Source organism: Winogradskyella vincentii (assembly GCF_020166345.1).
GTDB lineage: Bacteria > Bacteroidota > Bacteroidia > Flavobacteriales > Flavobacteriaceae > Winogradskyella > Winogradskyella vincentii.
Window position 1 is genome coordinate 65,377 of the sequence record NZ_JAIUJS010000009.1, and the last position, 20,071, is coordinate 85,447.

Annotated in this window: 18 protein-coding genes; 8 read left to right on the forward strand and 10 right to left on the reverse strand. The window is 33.6% G+C overall.

Going from position 1 to position 20,071, the window contains the following annotated elements; genetic code table 11:
• Positions 1 to 62 precede the first annotated feature (62 nt).
• Complete coding sequence (locus tag LBV24_RS13525) at positions 63 to 434, forward strand: hypothetical protein (RefSeq protein WP_224479193.1); 372 nt, start codon at positions 63 to 65, stop codon at positions 432 to 434.
• A gap of 1 nt (position 435) precedes the next feature.
• The gene (locus tag LBV24_RS13530; protein WP_224479194.1) at positions 436 to 2,139 is read left to right on the forward strand and encodes an ABC1 kinase family protein; all 1,704 of its coding nucleotides are present in this window, start codon (positions 436 to 438) and stop codon (positions 2,137 to 2,139) included.
• Positions 2,140 to 2,185: 46 nt separating this feature from the next.
• Here LBV24_RS13530 and LBV24_RS13535 read toward each other — a convergent pair whose 3' ends face one another.
• Positions 2,186 to 2,791, reverse strand: coding sequence for a hypothetical protein (locus LBV24_RS13535; protein ID WP_224479195.1), 606 nt, complete (start codon positions 2,789 to 2,791; stop codon positions 2,186 to 2,188).
• A gap of 215 nt (positions 2,792 to 3,006) precedes the next feature.
• Between LBV24_RS13535 and LBV24_RS13540 the strand changes: the two genes are divergently transcribed.
• From LBV24_RS13540 to LBV24_RS13565, 6 genes are all read left to right on the forward strand, one after another.
• Positions 3,007 to 3,789, forward strand: a complete 783-nt coding sequence (locus LBV24_RS13540) for an MlaE family ABC transporter permease (protein WP_224479196.1) — start codon at positions 3,007 to 3,009, stop codon at positions 3,787 to 3,789.
• Positions 3,789 to 4,547, forward strand: coding sequence for an ABC transporter ATP-binding protein (locus tag LBV24_RS13545; protein WP_224479197.1), 759 nt, complete (start codon positions 3,789 to 3,791; stop codon positions 4,545 to 4,547). The genes LBV24_RS13540 and LBV24_RS13545 overlap by 1 nt, the downstream gene beginning before the upstream one ends.
• Before the next feature lie 2 nt (positions 4,548 to 4,549).
• On the forward strand, positions 4,550 to 5,542 hold the full coding sequence (locus LBV24_RS13550; protein ID WP_224479198.1) for an MlaD family protein: 993 nt from the start codon (positions 4,550 to 4,552) through the stop codon (positions 5,540 to 5,542).
• Positions 5,543 to 5,592: 50 nt separating this feature from the next.
• Entirely contained in the window at positions 5,593 to 6,222 is a 630-nt protein-coding gene (locus LBV24_RS13555; RefSeq protein ID WP_224479199.1) for an NAD(P)H-dependent oxidoreductase, read from the forward strand.
• A 74-nt stretch (positions 6,223 to 6,296) separates the two neighbouring features.
• Complete coding sequence (locus LBV24_RS13560) at positions 6,297 to 7,496, forward strand: DegT/DnrJ/EryC1/StrS family aminotransferase (RefSeq protein ID WP_224479200.1); 1,200 nt, start codon at positions 6,297 to 6,299, stop codon at positions 7,494 to 7,496.
• A gap of 87 nt (positions 7,497 to 7,583) precedes the next feature.
• Positions 7,584 to 9,146 carry a family 16 glycosylhydrolase gene (locus LBV24_RS13565; RefSeq protein ID WP_224479201.1) on the forward strand — a complete coding sequence of 521 codons (1,563 nt, stop codon included), beginning with the start codon at positions 7,584 to 7,586 and terminating at the stop codon, positions 9,144 to 9,146.
• On the opposite strand, the gene ribB is transcribed toward LBV24_RS13565, so the two are convergent.
• The 9 genes from ribB to pheT form a co-directional block, all read right to left on the reverse strand.
• A complete protein-coding gene (ribB, locus tag LBV24_RS13570) occupies positions 9,143 to 10,288 on the reverse strand; it encodes a 3,4-dihydroxy-2-butanone-4-phosphate synthase (RefSeq protein ID WP_224479202.1) in 1,146 nt (381 codons plus the stop codon). The two genes, LBV24_RS13565 and ribB, sit on opposite strands and share 4 nt — an antisense overlap.
• 28 nt (positions 10,289 to 10,316) lie before the next feature.
• Positions 10,317 to 12,299 carry an LptF/LptG family permease gene (locus LBV24_RS13575; RefSeq protein ID WP_224479203.1) on the reverse strand — a complete coding sequence of 661 codons (1,983 nt, stop codon included), beginning with the start codon at positions 12,297 to 12,299 and terminating at the stop codon, positions 10,317 to 10,319.
• 17 nt (positions 12,300 to 12,316) lie between these two features.
• The gene (locus LBV24_RS13580) at positions 12,317 to 12,958 is read right to left on the reverse strand and encodes a LolA family protein (protein ID WP_224479204.1); all 642 of its coding nucleotides are present in this window, start codon (positions 12,956 to 12,958) and stop codon (positions 12,317 to 12,319) included.
• 19 nt (positions 12,959 to 12,977) lie between these two features.
• Positions 12,978 to 15,386, reverse strand: a complete 2,409-nt coding sequence (locus LBV24_RS13585; RefSeq protein WP_224479205.1) for an FtsK/SpoIIIE family DNA translocase — start codon at positions 15,384 to 15,386, stop codon at positions 12,978 to 12,980.
• A 24-nt stretch (positions 15,387 to 15,410) separates the two neighbouring features.
• A complete protein-coding gene (locus LBV24_RS13590) occupies positions 15,411 to 16,202 on the reverse strand; it encodes a M15 family metallopeptidase (RefSeq protein ID WP_224479206.1) in 792 nt (263 codons plus the stop codon).
• A gap of 69 nt (positions 16,203 to 16,271) precedes the next feature.
• The gene (locus LBV24_RS13595; RefSeq protein WP_224479207.1) at positions 16,272 to 16,640 is read right to left on the reverse strand and encodes a diacylglycerol kinase family protein; all 369 of its coding nucleotides are present in this window, start codon (positions 16,638 to 16,640) and stop codon (positions 16,272 to 16,274) included.
• Positions 16,641 to 16,657: 17 nt separating this feature from the next.
• Positions 16,658 to 17,158 carry a thiol peroxidase gene (tpx, locus tag LBV24_RS13600; RefSeq protein WP_224479208.1) on the reverse strand — a complete coding sequence of 167 codons (501 nt, stop codon included), beginning with the start codon at positions 17,156 to 17,158 and terminating at the stop codon, positions 16,658 to 16,660.
• A 77-nt stretch (positions 17,159 to 17,235) separates the two neighbouring features.
• Entirely contained in the window at positions 17,236 to 17,544 is a 309-nt protein-coding gene (locus LBV24_RS13605; RefSeq protein ID WP_224479209.1) for a hypothetical protein, read from the reverse strand.
• A 1-nt stretch (position 17,545) separates the two neighbouring features.
• Complete coding sequence (pheT, locus tag LBV24_RS13610) at positions 17,546 to 19,972, reverse strand: phenylalanine--tRNA ligase subunit beta (protein WP_224479210.1); 2,427 nt, start codon at positions 19,970 to 19,972, stop codon at positions 17,546 to 17,548.
• Positions 19,973 to 20,071: the final 99 nt, after the last annotated feature.

Here is a 20,071-nt window from a genome sequence, read left to right on the forward strand (position 1 = left end):
GGTCATTTTAGACATTATATTAATGTAATACATTTAAGTAAGATTACTTTAATACGTTAATCATGAAAACCAAGACCATAATAGAGTTGCTAACCTTAAGTTCAAGTTTATACTTCATGGCCAGAGACGCACAGATTTTAGATAAACTTGGTGATATGTCAGACAAAGGAATTGATAACATCAATAAGTTTATGGCAGAACGCCAATTAGATGAAAATGGTAATGAAATGCAGTTTGTTGAACATATCATTTCTAAGGTTCAAGAACTAAAAGAACAACTTAATGATAAAATCGAATCTCAAGTTGTTAGTTTTTATAAAACAATTAATGTGGCACATCTGGACGAAATCAAGGCGCTAAATGAAAAACTTGAAAAATTAGATGCGTCAGTTGCACTGCTCGAAGCACGAATAAATCACTTGGAACAAAAGTAAAATGAGTATATTTTCTGGTTTAGGAAAGAATTTTAGATCTATTTCTCGATACAACCAAATCCTCAAGGTATTGCTTAAATACGGTTTTGAAGATTTGGTACAATATCTTGAGGAGAAAAAGAGATATACCTTTCTTCAAAAACTAGTGCCAAAGAAATCTCGAAAGCATGCCTTACAATACAGTAAGTGGGCCAAAATGCGACTGGTTTGTGAAGAACTAGGGCCAACATTTGTAAAGTTTGGTCAGATTTTGAGCAATAGACCAGATTTGATTCCACTAGAATTGACCTTTGAGCTAGAAAAATTACAAGACAATGTGCCACCAATGTCTGAGGAGGAAGCTAGAAGGGTAGTGGAGACCGAACTAAAGAATGATGTTAATACTTTATTTGCATGGTTTGATCCTAAACCATTTGCATCTGCTTCAATGGCACAAGTCCATAAAGTAACCTTACATTCTGGGAAACGTGTTGCGCTAAAAGTTCAGCGTTCTGGTATTGGAGAAGTAATAGAAGAAGATATTAAGGTGATGTATAAGATTGCTGAGGTTTTAGAAAACCGTATGCCTTCTTTAAAAAGTTTTGATCCTGTTGGTCTGGTCAGAAATTTTGAAGATTCAATTAAAAAAGAAATTGACTTTATAAATGAATCCATAAACGTACAACGCTTTTACAATAATATAGAAGCAGACAAATCCTTAGATCAATATGCACATGGACCTCAAGTTTATCCGGAGTATACAACCTCCAAAGTGTTGGCATTAGAGTTTATTGATGGGATTAAAATTGATGAGGTAGAGCTTCTTGCCGAAAAGGAATATGATATTAAAATTATAGGTAGACGATTGGCAATAAGTTACTTTAAACAAATATTTGAATATGGATTTTTCCATGCAGACCCACATCCTGGAAACCTGGTAGTTCTACCAAATAGTCATATATGTTATTTAGATTTTGGTATGATGGGTAGTATGCTACCAAGAGATATTTCCATTTTTGGAAAGCTGTTCTTAGCAATTACCGAAAAAGATGTTAAGCGCATTATACAAACCTTGCAACAGTTATCAAACAATGCTCCGGTAAAGGATATGAGACATTTGGAGTATGATATCAATGAATTTTTAGAAAAATATTATGTACGAGATACTCATGAAAATGAATTGAGTACTATTTTACTAGAATTAAAAGATATAATTATGGCTCATGGGCTAAGGGTGCCAACCTATTTCTTCTTATTTGCGAGGTCATTGGTCACTCTTGAAGGTGTAATAAATAAATTGTATCCAGAAATGGAACAATTTGATATTGTAAAACCATACCTGAGAAAAAGTGCAACCCAGAATTATAATCCGATATTAATGGGTAAAAAAGTTGCAAATTCTGTTATAGAATTTACTAATTACTTGGAGGAATTTCCTTCAGATTTAAAAAATGCAATCAGAAAAATCAATTCTGGAGAAGTAAAGGTAGACTTTACACATAAAGGAATTGATCCTATGGTCCATACCATACAACGCGTGGCCAAACAATTGATAACGGCATTTATAATGGTTGCATTAATCGTTGGTGCATCACTATTTATAATTTTTGAAATAACACCATTATGGAATGGTATTTCCATTTTAGGAATGACAAGTTTTTCGCTTGCTGTTATTCTTGGATTTGGAATGGTGATGAATATAAGGAAGGGCGACTATGATACCTGATAATAAAAAGCACAATTTTTAAATTGTGCTTTTTATTTTGAAACTCTTAAACAGGTTTTGAAAATGCCTTTTTAAAGTGATCAAAAGCTTCTGAAATTTCAATTTGAAAATGCTCAAATTGAGAAACTTCTTTCTTCTCAGCATACTTGCCTTTAAGCCTTTCTATAAATGAGTTGAAGTTTTCTTTTCCTTTTTCAAATGTATCTTTCGCCTTATCTTTTTCAGTATCAAATTTCTGTTCTAATATTTCTAATTGAATTTTAAACTGCTCAATTTCTATAAGTGACAAAGCATATATGCGATTTAGAGTATCATTGGTTTTTATTTTAACTTCAATTTCATGAAGCTTAGCTAAAAGCTCTTTTTTCTGCTTTTTGAAAGCATCTTTGGTTTCGGCCTTACCTAAAGCGAGTTGAACGCGCAACTCATCAAACATAGTATTGACTTCTTCTATTTTTTCTTTGATGCCTTTGATTTTATATTCACTATCATGAATAAAATGATTAAACTTTTTCTTAATCTCCTCATATTTATCCTTGGCATCTGCCTTTCCTAAGGCTGCTTGAACTTGAAACTCCTCAAGTTCAACAGCAGATTTTCTTAATGCGTTTATAACTTTATCCACAAAATGGATTTCTTGATTTGCTTTCATGATGTGTAAGATATTTGTTGAAATTAAATGTCATACATTATTGGGAATATCACAATGATTAATATCAGTTAAACAGCCAATTAGTTTCATCTTAATCAATTGGTTTTTAGTACAAAATACTCCATAAACTATGGTATTCCTTATTGATTCACCTGACCATTATCATTTTAAAAGCCTAAGAAATACGATACATTTGATAAGAACCTTTAACCAAAATGAGCGGATTGAATGAAATAAAATCCAGGCTAACTAACTTCTTTATTGAAACAGGGGAAATTGCTTATTTCACCAAACGATTTTTTACGGAAATGTTTAGGCGACCATTTGAAATGAAAGAGTTTTTCCGTCAATGTTATCAAATGGGAAATAGGTCCCTGCTATTAGTTGGCATTACAGGTTTTATCATTGGATTGGTGCTTACATTACAGACTCGGCCAACATTAATGGAGTTTGGCGCTGAATCTTGGATGCCCTCTATGGTTGGTATTTCAATAGTTAGGGAAGTTGGGCCTATTATAACTGCCTTAGTATGTGCTGGTAGAATAGGATCCAGTATTGGTGCAGAATTAGGTTCTATGAGAGTTACTGAGCAGATTGATGCTATGGAAGTTTCTGGGACCAATCCATTTAAATATTTGGTTGTGACAAGAGTGCTAGCAGTCACGCTAATGCTTCCATTATTAGTGTTATTTGGTGATGCCATAGCTTTATTTGGTTCTTATTTGGTAGAAAACATAAAAGGAGATGTTTCTTTTATGCTCTACTTTAATAAGGTATTTGATGCACTTGAATTTGGTGATATTATTCCAGCAACGATCAAGTCATTCTTTTTTGGTTTAGCAATTGGTATTGTAGGTTGTTTTAAGGGATTTAATTGTAAGAAGGGAACTGAAGGTGTAGGTAAAGCTGCTAATACAGCTGTAGTTTTAACATCTCTATTACTTTTTATTATTGACTTTATTGCAGTATTTGTAACAGATATATTCTATGATCTATGATGTCAAATTCAGAAATAGAAGCTAGGAAAACAGTACTTCAAATTAAAGATTTGAGAAAAAGTTTTGGAGACAATCATGTATTGAATGGTTTTAATATGGAATTATACCAAGGTGAGAATCTTGTTATAATGGGTAAATCTGGTTCTGGAAAATCTGTCATGATTAAATGCCTTGTTGGATTATTAGAAGCTGATAGCGGAACAATTCGAGTGATGGACAAAGACATTACAAAGTTAGATCAAAGTGCAATGGATATATTACGCGCAGATATCGGCTTTTTGTTTCAAGGAAGTGCGCTTTATGATTCAATGACAGTTAGAGAGAATTTAGAGTTTCCGTTACGACGTCATTCAAAGAAATTTGGTGATGAGATGAATACAGAGCAAATGGTTCATGAAGCATTGGAAAATGTTGGTCTTTTAAATGCTATAGATTTAATGCCTTCTGAATTATCTGGAGGAATGAAACGACGTATCGCCTTGGCAAGAACATTAATATTAAGGCCAAAGATAATTTTGTATGATGAGCCTACAAGTGGATTAGATCCAATTACTGCTAAAGAAATAATTCTCTTGATGCAAGAGATTCAGAATAAGTACAATACATCGTCATTAATTATCACACATGATGTAGACTGTGCAAGAGCAATTTCAGATAGAATGATTCTGTTAATTGATGGTGTAGATTATGCAGTTGGGACTTTTGACCAACTGGCATCTGATAATGATCCGAAAATAAAAGCATTTTTTAAGCATTAGTTATGAGACGTACAAAGACGCAAAAGGCAAGATTAGGGTTGTTTGTTATATTGGGTACAATCATTTTTGTTGTGGCTGTATATCTAATTGGACAACGACAAAACATGTTCAATAAAACCTTTACTATTAGTTCATACTTTCAAAATGTCAATGGTTTACAGCGCGGAAACAATGTGAGATATTCAGGTATTAATATTGGTACTGTTAGAGATATAAGTATGTTAAATGACTCTACAATAAAAGTGGATATGAATATCCAAGAACGAATTATATCTCACATAAAAAAGAATGCAATTGCAACCATAGGCTCTGATGGTTTGGTTGGTAACATGATAGTAAACATAGTACCTGGAAGAGGACATGCTGAGTTAATAAACAATGGAGATACAATAGAGTCTTTTAGTAAAATTGGAGCAGATGATATATTAAGTACACTGAGCGTTGGATCAGAAAACGCCGCCATTTTGACAGCAGATTTAATAGATGTTACTTCTGCTATGTTACATGGAAAAGGGACTGTTGGTTTGTTGTTAAATGATACCGTAATGGCTCAAGATTTAAAATCTTCAGTGAATAATTTAAAAATTGCAAGTTACCATGCATCACAAACAATTGATGAGCTAAAAGACATCATCGCGTCATTAAAAACCAATGATAATAGTGTATTGGGAATGATTATGAATGATACTATTTCTGGAGAGAAACTTAAGAATGTGGTTGACAATTTAGAGGCTTCTAGTGTCGAAATTGAAAAGGTAATATCTCAGGCCAATACATTTATTGAGGATGCAAAAAATAGCGAAGGCGCCTATAATTATATTGTTAATGATACATCTTTGGTCAATAGTTTAAAATCTACGCTAAAGAATATAGACGAGGGAACTGCCAAGTTTAATGAAAATATGGAAGCAATGAAACATAATTTCTTATTTAAGGGATATTTTAAAAAATTAGAACGGCAAGAAAAAAGAGAAGCAAAGCGTTCTGATAATTAGGGTTAATTTTTAAAGCGTTGTATGTATCTTTGCAAAAAAAAAGAACAGCAATGTCTATTATAGAAAAATTAAATTGGCGATATGCCACTAAAAAGTTCGATACTACTAAACAGCTTTCAGATAGTCAATTAGAAACTTTAAAAGAAGCCTTTAACTTAACTGCTTTGTCCTATGGACTTCAAACCCTAAAAATGGTTGTGGTAGGTGATAAAAGTATAAGGGAAAATTTGGTTGCAATTTCATATGGCCAAAGACAAGTGGCAGATGCTTCACACTTGCTTGTATTGTGTATTCAAAATGAAATTGACACAGATGATGTAGAAGAACATTTTGATACCATTAAAGCTATTAGGAATACACCTGATGAGATTTTAAATCCTTTCAAAGAACAATTAAAATCTACAATTGAAACCATGCCTTATTCTAAGAAATCAGATTGGGCTACGAAACAAGCTTATATAGCACTTGGAAACTTAATGACTGTCTGTGCCGTAGAGGAAATAGATAGTTGCCCGATGGAAGGATTCTTACCAGAAGAATTAGACAAGGTTTTGAATTTGAATAAATATGGTTTAAAGTCTGTATTGCTTTTACCAGTTGGGTTTAGAGCTGAAGACGATATGTTTGCTTCTCTTAAAAAAGTAAGAAAGCCAATTTCTGATACGGTCTTAGAATTGTAAAAAAGAATATTCCAAAACATCTCTAAAGACTTATATTTGTTAGTGAATTTTTAATTTAATAAAGTTTCCAATTTATGCCAGGATTTGAATTATTTAGCGATTTAGAACGAAAGGAAGTAAATGATGTTTTAGACAATGGTGTTTTAATGCGTTATGGTTTTGATGGCATGCGCAAAGGTCATTGGAAAGCAAAAGAATTAGAGAGTGAGCTACAACATGCATTTCAAAGTAAACATGTACAATTAGTGTCTTCAGGCACAGCAGCGGTTTCTGTTGCCTTGGCATCTGCAGGAGTTGGAGCAGGTGATGAGGTTATTATGCCAACTTTCACATTTGTGGCAAGTTTTGAAGCTATAATGATGCTTGGTGCAATTCCGGTATTAGTTGATATTGATGATACATTAACCTTAGATCCAAAGGCAGTAGAATCCGCAATAACACCAAAAACAAAGGCTGTAATGATTGTACAAATGTGTGGAAGTATGGGTAATATGGACGCACTAAAGGCAATTTGTAGGTCAAATGACTTAATATTTGTTGAAGACGCCTGTCAGGCCATTGGAGGAACTTATAAAAATAAGCCATTGGGTAGTATTGCAGATGTTGGTTGTTTTTCTTTCGACTTTGTTAAAACCATTACATGCGGAGAAGGTGGAGCCGTCGTAACAAACAATCCTGAATACTATCGTCATGCGGATCATTATAGTGATCATGGTCACGACCATATTGGTAATGATAGAGGAGCAGAAACACATCCGTTTTTAGGTTATAATTTCAGAATATCAGAATTAAATGCCGCCGTAGGATTGGCTCAAGTTAGACGTTTACCAGAATTTATAGCCATTCAGAAAAAGAACTTTACCATAATAAGGGATGAACTATCAAAACTATCTAGTGTAACTTTCAGGACAGTACCTGATGGTGGTGAGGAAAGCTATGCTTTTTTAAATTTCTTTTTACCGAAACTTGAAGATGCAAGACAAGTTTCTAAGGCATTTAAGGAGAATGGTATTGATGCATGTTTCCATTATTACGATAATAATTGGCATTATATCAGAAAATGGGATCATCTTAAGGATCTAAAATCATTGTTTCCAATTACGCAGGAAGTAAAACAAGGATTAAAATATCTTGAGACAAAAACCTTTGAGCAATCAGATCAGTATATTGCTCGTAATATTTCATGCTTAATAAAATTGTCCTGGGCAGAAAATGAGGTTATTGAGCGTGCCAAAAAAATGTCAGAAATTATAAGCTCTACAATAGCAAAATAGGCTTTTGTCATTATTGTATGGTTAAAGTATAGGTAATCCTTTCCCTTCTGGTTTCATTGTTTCGTATATTTCAAAAAAAATAAATATATGTTAAAGAATTACGCCTCAGTAATATTGCTTTCAATATGTGTACAGATCTCAGTAGCACAGCAAATGCCAATTGACTTTGCCGATAATCAAGATGTGTTTATTCCATTTGCGGGCAGTGGTTTTGCATTAACCGTAGATCCGCAGAATTCAAATGATGAAGCTGGTCAGTTTTTAAATGATGGCAGTGATATTTGGCAGGGATTTTATATTGATCTTAGCCAACCTTTAGATCTTAGTGTTGAACAACAGATTACCTTAGATTTTTATCAGTTTGATCCAAATGCTCATACCATACTACTAAAACTAGAAAATGGTACAAATCAAGATGTTGAGGTACAGCAAACAGCTTCTGGTGCTGGTTGGGATAACGATATTTTATTTGATTTTGCAAATGCTACTATAAGTGGTACAGGTACTAGTGTTAATGCCACAGGTAGTTATACAAGACTTGTGATATTTATTGATGGAGGTGTAGCGCAATCAGGAACTTATATCATTGATGATATTGATGATGGTTCTGACCCAGGAGATCCTCATGCATTGGACGTAATTTACACTGATTTGGTCTGGTCTGATGAGTTTGATAGTACAATTCCTGAAGCCTTAGACGCCACAAAATGGTATCATCAGACATTCGGTCCAAATGGTGGGCAATGGTTTAATGGAGAGCAACAGCATTACACAGATAGACTTGATAATTCTTATGTGGAAAATGGGAATTTAAATATTGTTGCAAAAGTCGAGAATTTTACACAAGATGGTGTAACTTTAGGCTATACATCGGCACGTCTAAATTCTAAATTTGCATTTACCTATGGTAGAGTAGATGTAAGGGCTAAACTACCATTTGGTGAGGGAACATGGCCTGCAATCTGGACTTTAGGAAAAAACATCACAGAAACGGGTGCTTATTGGGAAACTCAAGGTTTTGGAACAACAGGCTGGCCTGCTTGTGGTGAATTAGATATAATGGAACATGGTTTAGGAGCCACAAATCATGTAAGTAGCGCTATACATACACCTTCAAGTTTTGGAGCGACTGAAAATTTTCAATCTTACATACTCCCTGATGTTGCCAATAATTTTCATGTATATTCTATGAATTGGTCTCCAAATCAAATTACTTTTTTAATTGATGATGTTGGTTTTTATACTTACAATCCAGCAGTTAAGGATTCTAGTACTTGGCCTTTTGATGCAGATCAATATTTACTTCTAAATATTGCAATGGGTGGTGTGTCAGGTGCAATAGACCCTAATTTTGTAGAAAGTAATATGGTAATTGACTATGTAAGGGTATTTCAGAATAATGGATTAAGTATTGATGAGAATTTTGCAAATAAATTTAGCGTTTATCCTAATCCTACATCAAGTCTAATCAATATAAGTTCAACCGAGCAAGTTGATAGAGTAGATCTATTTAATCCGTTGGGTCAAATTGTACTGAGTAAAACCAACAACGTAACAAAATTAAATGTAGAAAACCTTAAGCAGGGTTTATATGTATTGAAGTTATACTCAGGTAATAAAAGCGTAACTAAGAAAATTATTATAGATTAATAATTTACGTAATCTACAATCTCCAATCCATAACCAATCATTCCAACACGTTTAGTCTGAAGACTGTTTGAGATTAGCTTTAATTTGCTAATCTTTAAATCGTGAAGTATTTGAGCACCTATACCAAAGTCTTTACTATCCATTCCAATACTTGGTGCTTTTACCAATTTTCCTTCAACTTGATTCTCTTTAAGTATAGAGAGTCTCGTTAAAAGATTCATAGACTGTGATTGTTGATTAATAAAGATAATAGCACCCTTGCCTTCATTATTGATAACATTAAACATGTCATCTAATTGCTTGTCAGCATTATTGGTGAGTGTACCAAGAATATCATTATTGACTAATGTTGCATTAACACGCGTCAAAACAGATTCACCAGATTTCCAATTGCCTTTGGTTAAGGCGATATGAATTTGATTGTTGGTTGTTTGTAAATAAGCTCGAAGTCTAAATCTCCCAAAACGAGTTTCAATTTCGAAATCTTCTTTTTTCTCGATTAAAGAGTCGTACTCCATTCTGTAGGCTACTAAATCTTCAATTGAAACTATTTTTAAGTCAAACTTATTTGCCACTTCAATTAATTGAGGTAGTCGTGCCATAGTACCATCCTCATTCATAATCTCCACAATTACTCCAGCAGGAGAAAATCCTGCTAGTCTAGCAAAATCAATTGCTGCTTCAGTATGGCCTGTTCTTCTTAAAACGCCTCCTTCTTTGGCAACAAGCGGAAAAATATGTCCAGGTCTTGCTAGCTCAAATGCTCGTGTCTCGCTGTTAACCAATGCTTTAATAGTTTTAGCACGGTCTCTAGCTGAAATACCAGTACTTACACCATTTCCTCTTAAATCTACGGATACCGTAAAAGCTGTTTCCATTGGGTCAGTATTATTTCTAACCATCATGTTTAGCTCAAGTTCTTCACATCTGTTTTCGGTTAGTGGTGCACAAATTAAACCACGACCGTGTGTAGCCATGAAATTGATCATTTCTGGAGTAACCTTATCTGCAGCAGCTAAGAAATCGCCTTCATTTTCTCTGTTTTCATCATCAACCACAATAATCACCTTGCCCTGACGAATGTCTTCAATGGCTTCTTCAATCGTATTTAGAGAGGTTTTGGTTTTTGCAGTAGTACTCATAGAATCAATTTATAGGGCAAAGATAAGTTTATTTTATATTACTAATACAGCTTAGATAGAAGTGTTGTTCTATTCTATTTTTAAGGAAGATATATTTTAAAGGATAGAGTGGAAGGGTAATAAAAAACCAAAGTGGGTTGACTCGTTTTTTCTCTTCTTTGATTGTTTTGTAAAACTTTGAATAAACAAGTGCCGACACTACAGCATATATTGCCAGGAATATAAAACTTATAATGCTTAGACTTAAAGATGCTTCAGCCAATTCAGGTAGTTTATTATTTCTAAAAACAAAATGCAATATCAATAAGATACCACCTATTGAAAAACTAACTAAGCTTGTCTTGGAGTAATCCTTAAAGTCTTTGAGTATGGATTTGGCATCTATGAGTTTGTTTGGTATCTCTAAACCTTCAGTTTTTAAGTTTTCAAGTGAAATATTACGGTTAAGTAAGTTATGAAGCGCAATCTCCTTTGGTCTTTTGTCTAAATCATATTCACCTTGACTTTTAATGACATTCACCAGTTCTTCAACTGTATACTTTTTGTAATAATTATATTCTTTGGTCTCACTTTCTGATAATCGGATAGGACTTTTAGAGGTAAACATCTGTTTTAACGGGACAAGAACAGCATCGAATTGGAACACGCCCTTATCATTGGTAGCACGTGATGTCAAATAAATACTCAACGGCAACATAACTGATGTGGATAACCAAGAACCTATAATAGGATTTAAACTTCCTTTTTCTGCACTGTTAATAGCAAAAATCCCAAAGAAATGATAGGTGAGAAATAAAACAATGGCAACGACCATGGGTAAACCTAAGCCGCCTTTACGAATTAAAGCGCCCAAAGGTGCTCCTACAAAAAACAAAATAATACAAGCGACAGCCAATACAAACTTGTCGTGCAAAGCAGTGATATGTTTGTTGTACCATATTTTTTTGGTCGCAAAATTTCTTTTGTTAGATTCAATTATCTGAGTGGTGCTATTGGCAGAATTTGTAGCTAGATTTATGATTTGAAGCCTGTTTTGAAGATTAAACAAATCCAATAACTCACCTGTATAGAGCGAGTCTTTTTCACTCTTATCCATATTTAAATTTAATGCAGTATAAGTAGATCTGTTATATAGGGTATTAGATAATGCTTTTAAATCATCTTCACGTTCTTTATCTAAAGTATCTATAGCCCTGTTTAACTGTTTTATATCTAACATACTGTACCTATCACTTTGACTTTTTTCGTCTAGGTCTTCAGTATTTAAAATTTCTAAATCAACATTTATGATATAACTTTCAAAATAACTTTTGGCATGAGGTTTCTTTTCGTTTCTACTGTTTTTGGAATCAATTATTTCCTCATAATAATTGCCGTTCAATAGCTCTAACTGTAATACATTAGAATCTGGACTACTTTTAAGCTCGCCTTTCTCGGAAACTATAACTTTATGGTTTCCATTTCTAGTGCTGCTTTTCTCGTGAATGATAACGCCATCTAAATATTGACCTCTTTCACCTGTTTTTTTATCAACCTTAATATTAATATTTCCAATTTCATTGAATTGACCCTCTGCGATGGCAAGAGCAGGCTTAACTTTAGCAATGTTTTTGCGAAGATTGTAGAAATGATACTCGCCCCAAGGGATTACATTATTTGCAAAAAAGAAACAAGCAACGCCTAAGATCACTATGAAAACACTTAGACTTCGCATTGCGCGTTGCAAAGAAATACCAGTGGACTTCATTGCGGCAAACTCATAATTTTCTGCGAAATTACCGAATACCATTATTGAAGTTAATAATATGGTGAGTGGCACAACCAATGGTATGAGCCTTGGCATGTAATACAGTATAAATTTGGCTGTAACAGAAATGTCCAAATCTTTACCTGCTAATTCTGATATATAAAGCCAAAGCCCTTGCAGAACAAAGATGAACATGAATATGATAAAAACGCTAAAAAACGTTCTAAGAAATGTGATAAGTATGTACCTATCTAATATTTTCACAAATTGCTATTTAAACCTTAATCAATTTTATTGATAAAGTAATCACCGTATTTACTTTCATCAAATGTAAATAAGGTTTTTGAGATAGGCTCGTCTGTTTTAAAAGAATTAACGGTTAATGTGGTTTTTGTTCCGTTTTTGCCATTTTCTATAAGGTTATAGATGTGTTTTGTAGTTGCATCGATACCCAATAAAATGTTTTTTATTTCTGAATTTGTATCGATAGGATTAAGTTTAACATACTGAATTTTTCTTCCTCTTACATTTTGAATAATATCCATTTTGTAGGTATAGCCATCTTCGTAAAAAGAAAGCATTTTACTTGGAGTTATAGTGCCTTCTTCATCTGTGTTATCTGAAGAAATGGTTACTTCTTCATCCTCTGGACTAATAGTATAAAGTGTTTTGCCGTCATAAATACGAGTAATTCCCAATATATTTAGTTTGTATTTTTCGCCTTCAATGACAACATCGCCTCGAGTTTCTTGATTAATATTTTCGCTGATGTTATTGAGCTCATATTTAAAATCTAAGCTAATATTCTCATAAGCTTTAATTTTCTCACTTACTTCATTAAGTAGTGTTACAGCTTTAGCATCATTTTGTGCTAAGGCCGAAAATCCAAGGGCCAAACTTAATATTAAAACTAACTTTTTCATGTCGTCTATGTCTACTTTTCTATTGTTTTTCGTTTTCTAATAATTGATCCAATGCTACAAAATCTGGTACTAAGACTTGTCTTGCCTTACTACCTTCAAAAGGACCAACAATTCCGGCAGCTTCTAACTGATCAATTATTCTACCAGCTCTGTTATATCCTAATTTTAATTTACGTTGTAATAGTGATGCAGATCCTTGTTGTGCTGTCACAATTATTTCTGCGGCTTCTCTAAACAACTTATCTCGATCTGCAATATCTATATCAAGATTTGTGCCACCTTCTTCACCTACATATTCTGGTAATAAGTGTGCATCTGGATACGCTTTTTGAGATCCGATAAATTCGGTAATTTTTTCAACTTCTGGAGTATCTACAAAGGCACATTGTAAGCGAATTAAATCATTTCCTTGCGTATAAAGCATGTCACCACGGCCAATTAACTGATCTGCTCCAGAACCATCTAAAATGGTTCTTGAATCTATTTTACTAGTTACTCTAAAAGCAATTCTTGCTGGGAAGTTTGCTTTTATAATACCAGTAATAACATTTACAGACGGACGCTGTGTGGCAATAATAAGATGTATACCAATTGCTCTTGCCAATTGTGCTAATCTCGCAATAGGAGTTTCTACCTCTTTACCAGCTGTCATTATCAAATCAGCAAACTCATCTACAACCAATACAATGTATGGTAAGAATTGATGCCCATCATTCGGGTTTAATTTTCTTGCCTTAAACTTTGCATTATACTCCGAAATATTTCTACAAAATGCATTTTTAAGCATTTCATAGCGATTATCCATTTCAATACATAATGAGTTTAAGGTATTAATTACCTTGGTGTTATCTGTAATGATAGCTTCTTCACTATCCGGAAGTTTTGCCAGGTAATGGCGTTCTATTTTATTGAAAAGCGTTAATTCTACCTTTTTGGGATCTACAAGAACAAATTTTACTTCCGCAGGATGTTTCTTGTACAATAGAGAAGTCAACACAGCATTTAAACCAACGGACTTACCTTGTCCAGTAGCACCTGCCATAAGTAAGTGAGGCATTTTAGCCAAGTCTACTACAAAAGTTTCATTGCTAATGGTTTTACCAAATGCAATTGGTAATTGCATTTTAGATTGTTGGAATTTTTGCGAGGCTATGACACTACGCATAGATACAATAGTTGCTTTTTTATTAGGGACTTCAATACCTATGGTACCCTTGCCTGGAATTGGTGCAATTATTCTTATGCCCAAGGCTGCTAATGACAATGCTATATCATCCTCTAAATTTTTAATTTTAGAAATTCTTATACCAGCATCAGGTACAATTTCATATAGTGTTACAGTTGGTCCAATAGTCGCTTTAATACTGCTAATACCAATCTTGTAATTGTTTAAGGTTTCTACAATTCTGTTTTTGTTTTCCTCTAATTCTTCCTGATCAATTGATATTCCTTCGTTATCATACTTTTTCAATAGATCTAAATGAGGGAATTGATATTTGCCCAATTCTAGAGTTGGATCAAATTGACCAAAATCTTCAACTAATTTATCTGAAAGATTATCTAACTCAGATTTTTCTTCCTCTATGGCTTCAACTTCAACCTTTAATTCTGGAGTTTCAACTTCTTTCGTCGCAGGTGCTTCGACCTCAACTTTAATTTCTTCCTTTTTTGATTCAGGTTTAGAATATTTTGAAATCGTTGGTTCCGGATTTTCTAGTGGAATCTCAAATGCAGATTTAATAGATTCAGCTTCCTCTGTTAAGCTATTATCAACAGCAATAGTAGTCAATTCCTCCTCAGAGGTTAAATCTTCTTTAATGTTACGTTTTGCACTCTTAAAAATATTGACAAAGGTATCGCCTGTTACCTTGAATCTAATGGCTAAATAAGTGATCAAACCAAATAACAGTAATAGAGCTGTTCCTATTTTGCCAATATAATCTTGTAAGAATTGATTTATTTCAAAGCCAATCGTACCACCAAGAATATCATATTTATGAGTAAAGAACCCAAACAAGATTGATAGCCATATGACGATCAATGTGCCCCAAATCCAATGTTTTCTGAGGCGGTCTTTCTTTAAATTAAGTGTTACATAGACACCAGAAAGAAAAACCAAACCTGAAAATATAAAAGAAGGGATACCAAATCCTTTAGAAATAAACAATTCGCTTACCCAAGCACCTAATTGACTTGCCCAATTCTTATACGCCTCAGTTCGTTCGGGAAAATTAGACAACACACTTTGGTCTTCTTTACCCGTGAAAATGTATGATAAAAAGGAAATAAAAAGCAACACGCCAACTATAATCAACAAACTGCCAAATACTAATTTTTGTTGATTAGATAATTTTAGCGAAGGTTTTTTTAATGAAACCTTCGACTTCGTTTTTGTTGTGCTTTTCTTTTTAGTTGTCTTTTTTGCCATATATGATCCAATATATTGGAATCCTTATTTATTTCTGTAATCTATAACTTTTTTGGACAGGCCATTAACATAATCATTTATCATATTCATTTCAGTAGCTAGATAATCACCTTTAAATCCCTTAATGTCATTATAGTCTATATGAGAATTGTAATAATTCAAATATTTATTAGCCAACGGCAAATAGGACCAATGCCATTTCTCTAAATTATAACCAGTTCTACCTTTTGATTTGGATGTGTAAACCTGATAAAAACCGAACCTATTAGCATTAGCTTTAAGCCATTTGTATTCTTCATATCCAATTCCGCTGTTAAAATACGAATTATTAAGACTATTTAAATCTAAATCTGTGCCCCAATGATGTCTAGAAGTAGACGGCATGGAACTATATTCAAGTATTTTTTTTGCACGCTCTTTTGGGTTTAAATCCTTGTATTTTAGCCACTTGCGTTCCCATATAGCTTTTTGTTCGTTGAAATTTCGAGTACCTGACAAGATTTTTAAATTAATTCCATCTTTGCTAGCCGCGTCATACATTTCAATAAATGCTTCATAAACCTGCTTGTTGAGATAAATTTCTTTGGCCGAATATTTGGAATCTATTTTAGTAAATCTAGTGCTATTGCGGTAATTAAATTTACCTAAAACCAACTCCTTAGTAATGCTTTCTGTTTGTTGAATCCTGTTATAAAAAATAAAAAGATGCCCATTACAGTCTTCACTAAAAAACTTAAATGTTGCATCTGTACTATTTAAATACTGAATAGAGGGTAGTAGGATTATTAAAAACAAAAAGTACTTGATTTGTACCATAGTAAGTTGTTGTAAACAAGGGTAGAACAAAAATACAAATATGTAACGCTAATCCTAAGGCTTTTGGTATTAAAGAAATTTAGGAATATAAATTATTCCGGCAATGATAACAGCTATAATTGACGCTATAAAAACAGCACCTGCTGCAATATCCTTAATTAAACCAATTTTTTTGTGGTGCTCTGGATGTACAAAATCAGCCAAATATTCAATTGCAGTATTTACACCTTCAATACTCATAACCAATCCTATCATGGTTATTTGTATCATCCATTCTGTTCTAGAGATATCAAAATAAAATCCTGCTATCGTTACTGCAATGGCTATAAAGACTTGAATCTGAATACTTGATTCCGTCCTTATAAGCATCAGCATACCCTTAAAGGCATAGCCTACGCTTTTAAGTCTATTGACAATAAACGATTCCTTTTTCTCCATTGAGTATTAGCTCCGTTTTAGCCTAAAGCATTTAGTGCAGCTTCATAATTTGGTTCTTCACCAGTTTCAGGAACTTGTTCTGTATACAAAACTGTGCCGTCAGAATCTACAACGACCACTGAACGCGATAAAAGAGCTTCAAATGCACTGTCTTTAAATGTCACACCATAAGAGGTTCCGAAATTACCTGTTTTATAATCAGATAAAGTCATGACATTATCCAACCCTTCAGCACCACAAAAACGAGCCATTGCAAATGGTAGGTCCTTAGAAATACACAATACTTTTGTGTTGTCTAGGCTACTTGCCTTTTCGTTGAATGTTCTTATGGATTGGGCACATACTCCTGTGTCAACACTAGGGAATATGTTTAACACTAATTTTGATCCTGAAAAATCAGAAAGAGATTTTTCACTCATATCAGATGCTGTTAATTTAAAATCAGGTGCTTTTGAACCTATTTCAGGTAATGAACCTATTGTTGTAGCTGGATTTCCGCCTAATGTAATATTTGCCATAGTAGTTTTTAATTTTCTTGTTAAAAGTAAAAAATATAGATGTGTTATTTGTAAATAAAATGATAAATAATAACCTTCTAAAAAGTTCCTATTAATCCTATTTGATTTTGTGCGAATCTTCTAATCGGTTCATCAACCGATGTTATACCTGCTGTTCCTCCAATGAGAATTATAAATTTTGTAAAATCTTTTTCTTTCCAACTCAGTGGTTTGGTAAATGCATGTATTACACTTTTAAAAGTATATTTGGTATCATACTTAACCATTCCCCAGGTTGTTACTGGTTTTGGTTTAGAAAAGTCAATCTGAGAATTAAGACTCTGGGCTTGTATTTTCACAACCCCTAAAAGAAATAGTAGTGTTATAAAAATATAACAAAATCTCATATTACCTCAGTTCTGCACCTAACTTACTTTCAAAATTAGATTGAAGCTTAGACATAATCTTATCAATCTGTTTATCTGTTAAGGTTTTATTTTCATCTTGAAGTGTAAAACTTACGGCATAACTCTTTTTGCCTTCTGGTAAATTTTTACCTTCATAAACATCAAAGAGATTGATAGTTTTAAGTAGTTGTTTCTCTGTCTGTTTTGCTGAAGTAAAAATATCTTCAAATGTAACAGAGCTATCGATTAATAAGGCAAAATCGCGTCTAACTTCCGGGTATTTTGGTATGGCTTTAAACTTAATAGTGTTATGCTTTGCCATATCTAACACATTATCCCAATTTAAATTTGCAAATAAAACTTGTTGAGAAATTCCGAAAGACTTTAATATTGACTTCTTAACCAATCCAAAGTCAACCAATTTCTTCTTGCCAAGCGATAATGTCATTCCTTCGCTGAACAAATCAGATTTTACTGGTGCAGACCTTAGGTTGTTTAAACCAAGACGTTCTAAAATTCCTTCAATGGTTCCCTTTAAATAAAAGAAATCACTTGGGCTCGCTTTAGAATTCCATCTTTCTTTAGATTTATTTCCTGTCACAAACAATGAGAGGTGTTTATATTCTTCTCGAGACTCATTGTATTGATGGTAAGATTTACCAAACTCAAACAATTTAAGATCACCGCGTTTTCTATTTATATTGTGTGCAACAGCTTCTAAACCAGAAAACAATAATGATTGTCTCATCACACCTAAATCATTACTAAGCGGATTAAGCATTTCTACATTATGCTCTGCATTTAACTGATCACTCAGTTCAATGTAATCTGGAGTTGTTAGGGAATTGGTCATGATTTCAAAAAACCCTTGAGATGCCAATTGATTACCAATGATATTCTGAAGTTTATAATCCTCAAATCTTGTTGAATTAGATATCGAAGCATTTAATTTTTCAGTTGTACCAACATTGTTGTAGCCATAAACACGGAGGATTTCCTCGATGATATCTGCCTCTCTTTGTACATCATTTCTATATGCAGGAACAGTTAATCCTAAACCTGCTTCAGTTACATTGTTAACCTTAATATCTAGTGAGGTCAAAATACTTTTAATTGTTTCCCGCGGGATTTCTTCTCCAATGAGTTTTTTGGCGTTGTCAAAACTCAATCTCACTTGAAAATCGTCAATCTTTACAGGATAGGAGTCAGAGATGTCACTTGTAATCTCACCACCAGCAACTTCGCAAATCAACAAAGCCGCACGTTTTAAGGCATACTCTGTAATATTAGGATCGATACCACGCTCAAATCTAAAAGAAGCATCAGTATTTAATCCGTGTCTTTTTGCAGTTTTACGAATACTAACAGGATTAAAATAAGCACTTTCTAAGAAAATATCTCTTGTATTTTCCGAAACACCAGAATCTATGCCACCAAAAACTCCAGCAATACACATTGGCTTTTCACCATCACAAATCATTAAGTCATCTGAGTGTAATTCTCTAACAACTTCATCTAAAGTGGTAAATTTCGTACCCGCTTTACAAGTTTTTACTACAACCTTATTACCAGATATTTTTTGTGCATCAAAAGCATGTAACGGCTGTCCTAGTTCGTGCAGGACATAATTTGTAATATCAACAATATTATTAATTGGTGATAGTCCTATAGACTTTAAACGATGTTGCAACCAGCTAGGAGAAGTTTCAACTTTAACACCAGAAATGGTTACTCCACAATAGCGTGGACATTTCTCTTTGTCTTTAACATCAACATCTATTTTTAAGGATCTTGCATCAACATGATAAGAGCTTACAGAAGGTGTAATTAATTCTAATGCCACTTCTTTTTGCAATAAACCAGCTTTTAGATCCCTTGCTACACCATAATGGCTCATTGCATCAGCTCGGTTTGGTGTTAGGCCAATTTCAAAAACCTGATCATTTTCAATTTCAAAAACTTCTGCTGCAGGAGCCCCGATTTTTAAATCAGCATCCAATACCATAATTCCATCATGGGATTCACCAAGACCAAGTTCGTCTTCAGCACAGATCATTCCATGGCTTTCTTCACCACGGATTTTACCTTTTTTGATTTTCCATGCTTCACCCTCAGCAGTGTATAATGTTGTTCCGATAGTTGCAACAGGCACTTTTTGTCCTTTGGCCACATTAGGTGCACCACAAACAATTTGCACAGGTGCATCGGCACCTATATCTACAGTAGTTAACTTAAGTCGGTCTGCATTAGGATGTTGCTCGCAAGTTAAAACCTCGCCAACAACAATTCCATTAAGTCCACCTTTTACAGATTCATACGCTTCGATTCCTTCGATTTCTAACCCTAGATCTGTCAGTAACTCTCCGGTTTTCTCTGCATCCCAATCAATCTTAATAAACTGTTTGAGCCAATTATAAGATATCTTCATAATTTCAGTTCAATGAAGCCACAAAGATAATAATAGTTGTATGGTATTAAAAGATAGAAGCAGAAAATTAAAACACACTTTAACATCCTTTTTTTTGTA

Coding starts and splice junctions, on each gene's coding strand:
- LBV24_RS13525 (WP_224479193.1), top strand. CDS start 63: ATGAAAACCAAGACCATAATAGAGTTGCTAACCTTAAGTTCAAGTTTA.
- LBV24_RS13530 (WP_224479194.1), top strand. CDS start 436: ATGAGTATATTTTCTGGTTTAGGAAAGAATTTTAGATCTATTTCTCGA.
- LBV24_RS13535 (WP_224479195.1), bottom strand. CDS start 2,791: ATGAAAGCAAATCAAGAAATCCATTTTGTGGATAAAGTTATAAACGCA.
- LBV24_RS13540 (WP_224479196.1), top strand. CDS start 3,007: ATGAGCGGATTGAATGAAATAAAATCCAGGCTAACTAACTTCTTTATT.
- LBV24_RS13545 (WP_224479197.1), top strand. CDS start 3,789: ATGTCAAATTCAGAAATAGAAGCTAGGAAAACAGTACTTCAAATTAAA.
- LBV24_RS13550 (WP_224479198.1), top strand. CDS start 4,550: ATGAGACGTACAAAGACGCAAAAGGCAAGATTAGGGTTGTTTGTTATA.
- LBV24_RS13555 (WP_224479199.1), top strand. CDS start 5,593: ATGTCTATTATAGAAAAATTAAATTGGCGATATGCCACTAAAAAGTTC.
- LBV24_RS13560 (WP_224479200.1), top strand. CDS start 6,297: ATGCCAGGATTTGAATTATTTAGCGATTTAGAACGAAAGGAAGTAAAT.
- LBV24_RS13565 (WP_224479201.1), top strand. CDS start 7,584: ATGTTAAAGAATTACGCCTCAGTAATATTGCTTTCAATATGTGTACAG.
- ribB (WP_224479202.1), bottom strand. CDS start 10,288: ATGAGTACTACTGCAAAAACCAAAACCTCTCTAAATACGATTGAAGAA.
- LBV24_RS13580 (WP_224479204.1), bottom strand. CDS start 12,958: ATGAAAAAGTTAGTTTTAATATTAAGTTTGGCCCTTGGATTTTCGGCC.
- LBV24_RS13585 (WP_224479205.1), bottom strand. CDS start 15,386: ATGGCAAAAAAGACAACTAAAAAGAAAAGCACAACAAAAACGAAGTCG.
- LBV24_RS13590 (WP_224479206.1), bottom strand. CDS start 16,202: ATGGTACAAATCAAGTACTTTTTGTTTTTAATAATCCTACTACCCTCT.
- LBV24_RS13595 (WP_224479207.1), bottom strand. CDS start 16,640: ATGGAGAAAAAGGAATCGTTTATTGTCAATAGACTTAAAAGCGTAGGC.
- tpx (WP_224479208.1), bottom strand. CDS start 17,158: ATGGCAAATATTACATTAGGCGGAAATCCAGCTACAACAATAGGTTCA.
- LBV24_RS13605 (WP_224479209.1), bottom strand. CDS start 17,544: ATGAGATTTTGTTATATTTTTATAACACTACTATTTCTTTTAGGGGTT.
- pheT (WP_224479210.1), bottom strand. CDS start 19,972: ATGAAGATATCTTATAATTGGCTCAAACAGTTTATTAAGATTGATTGG.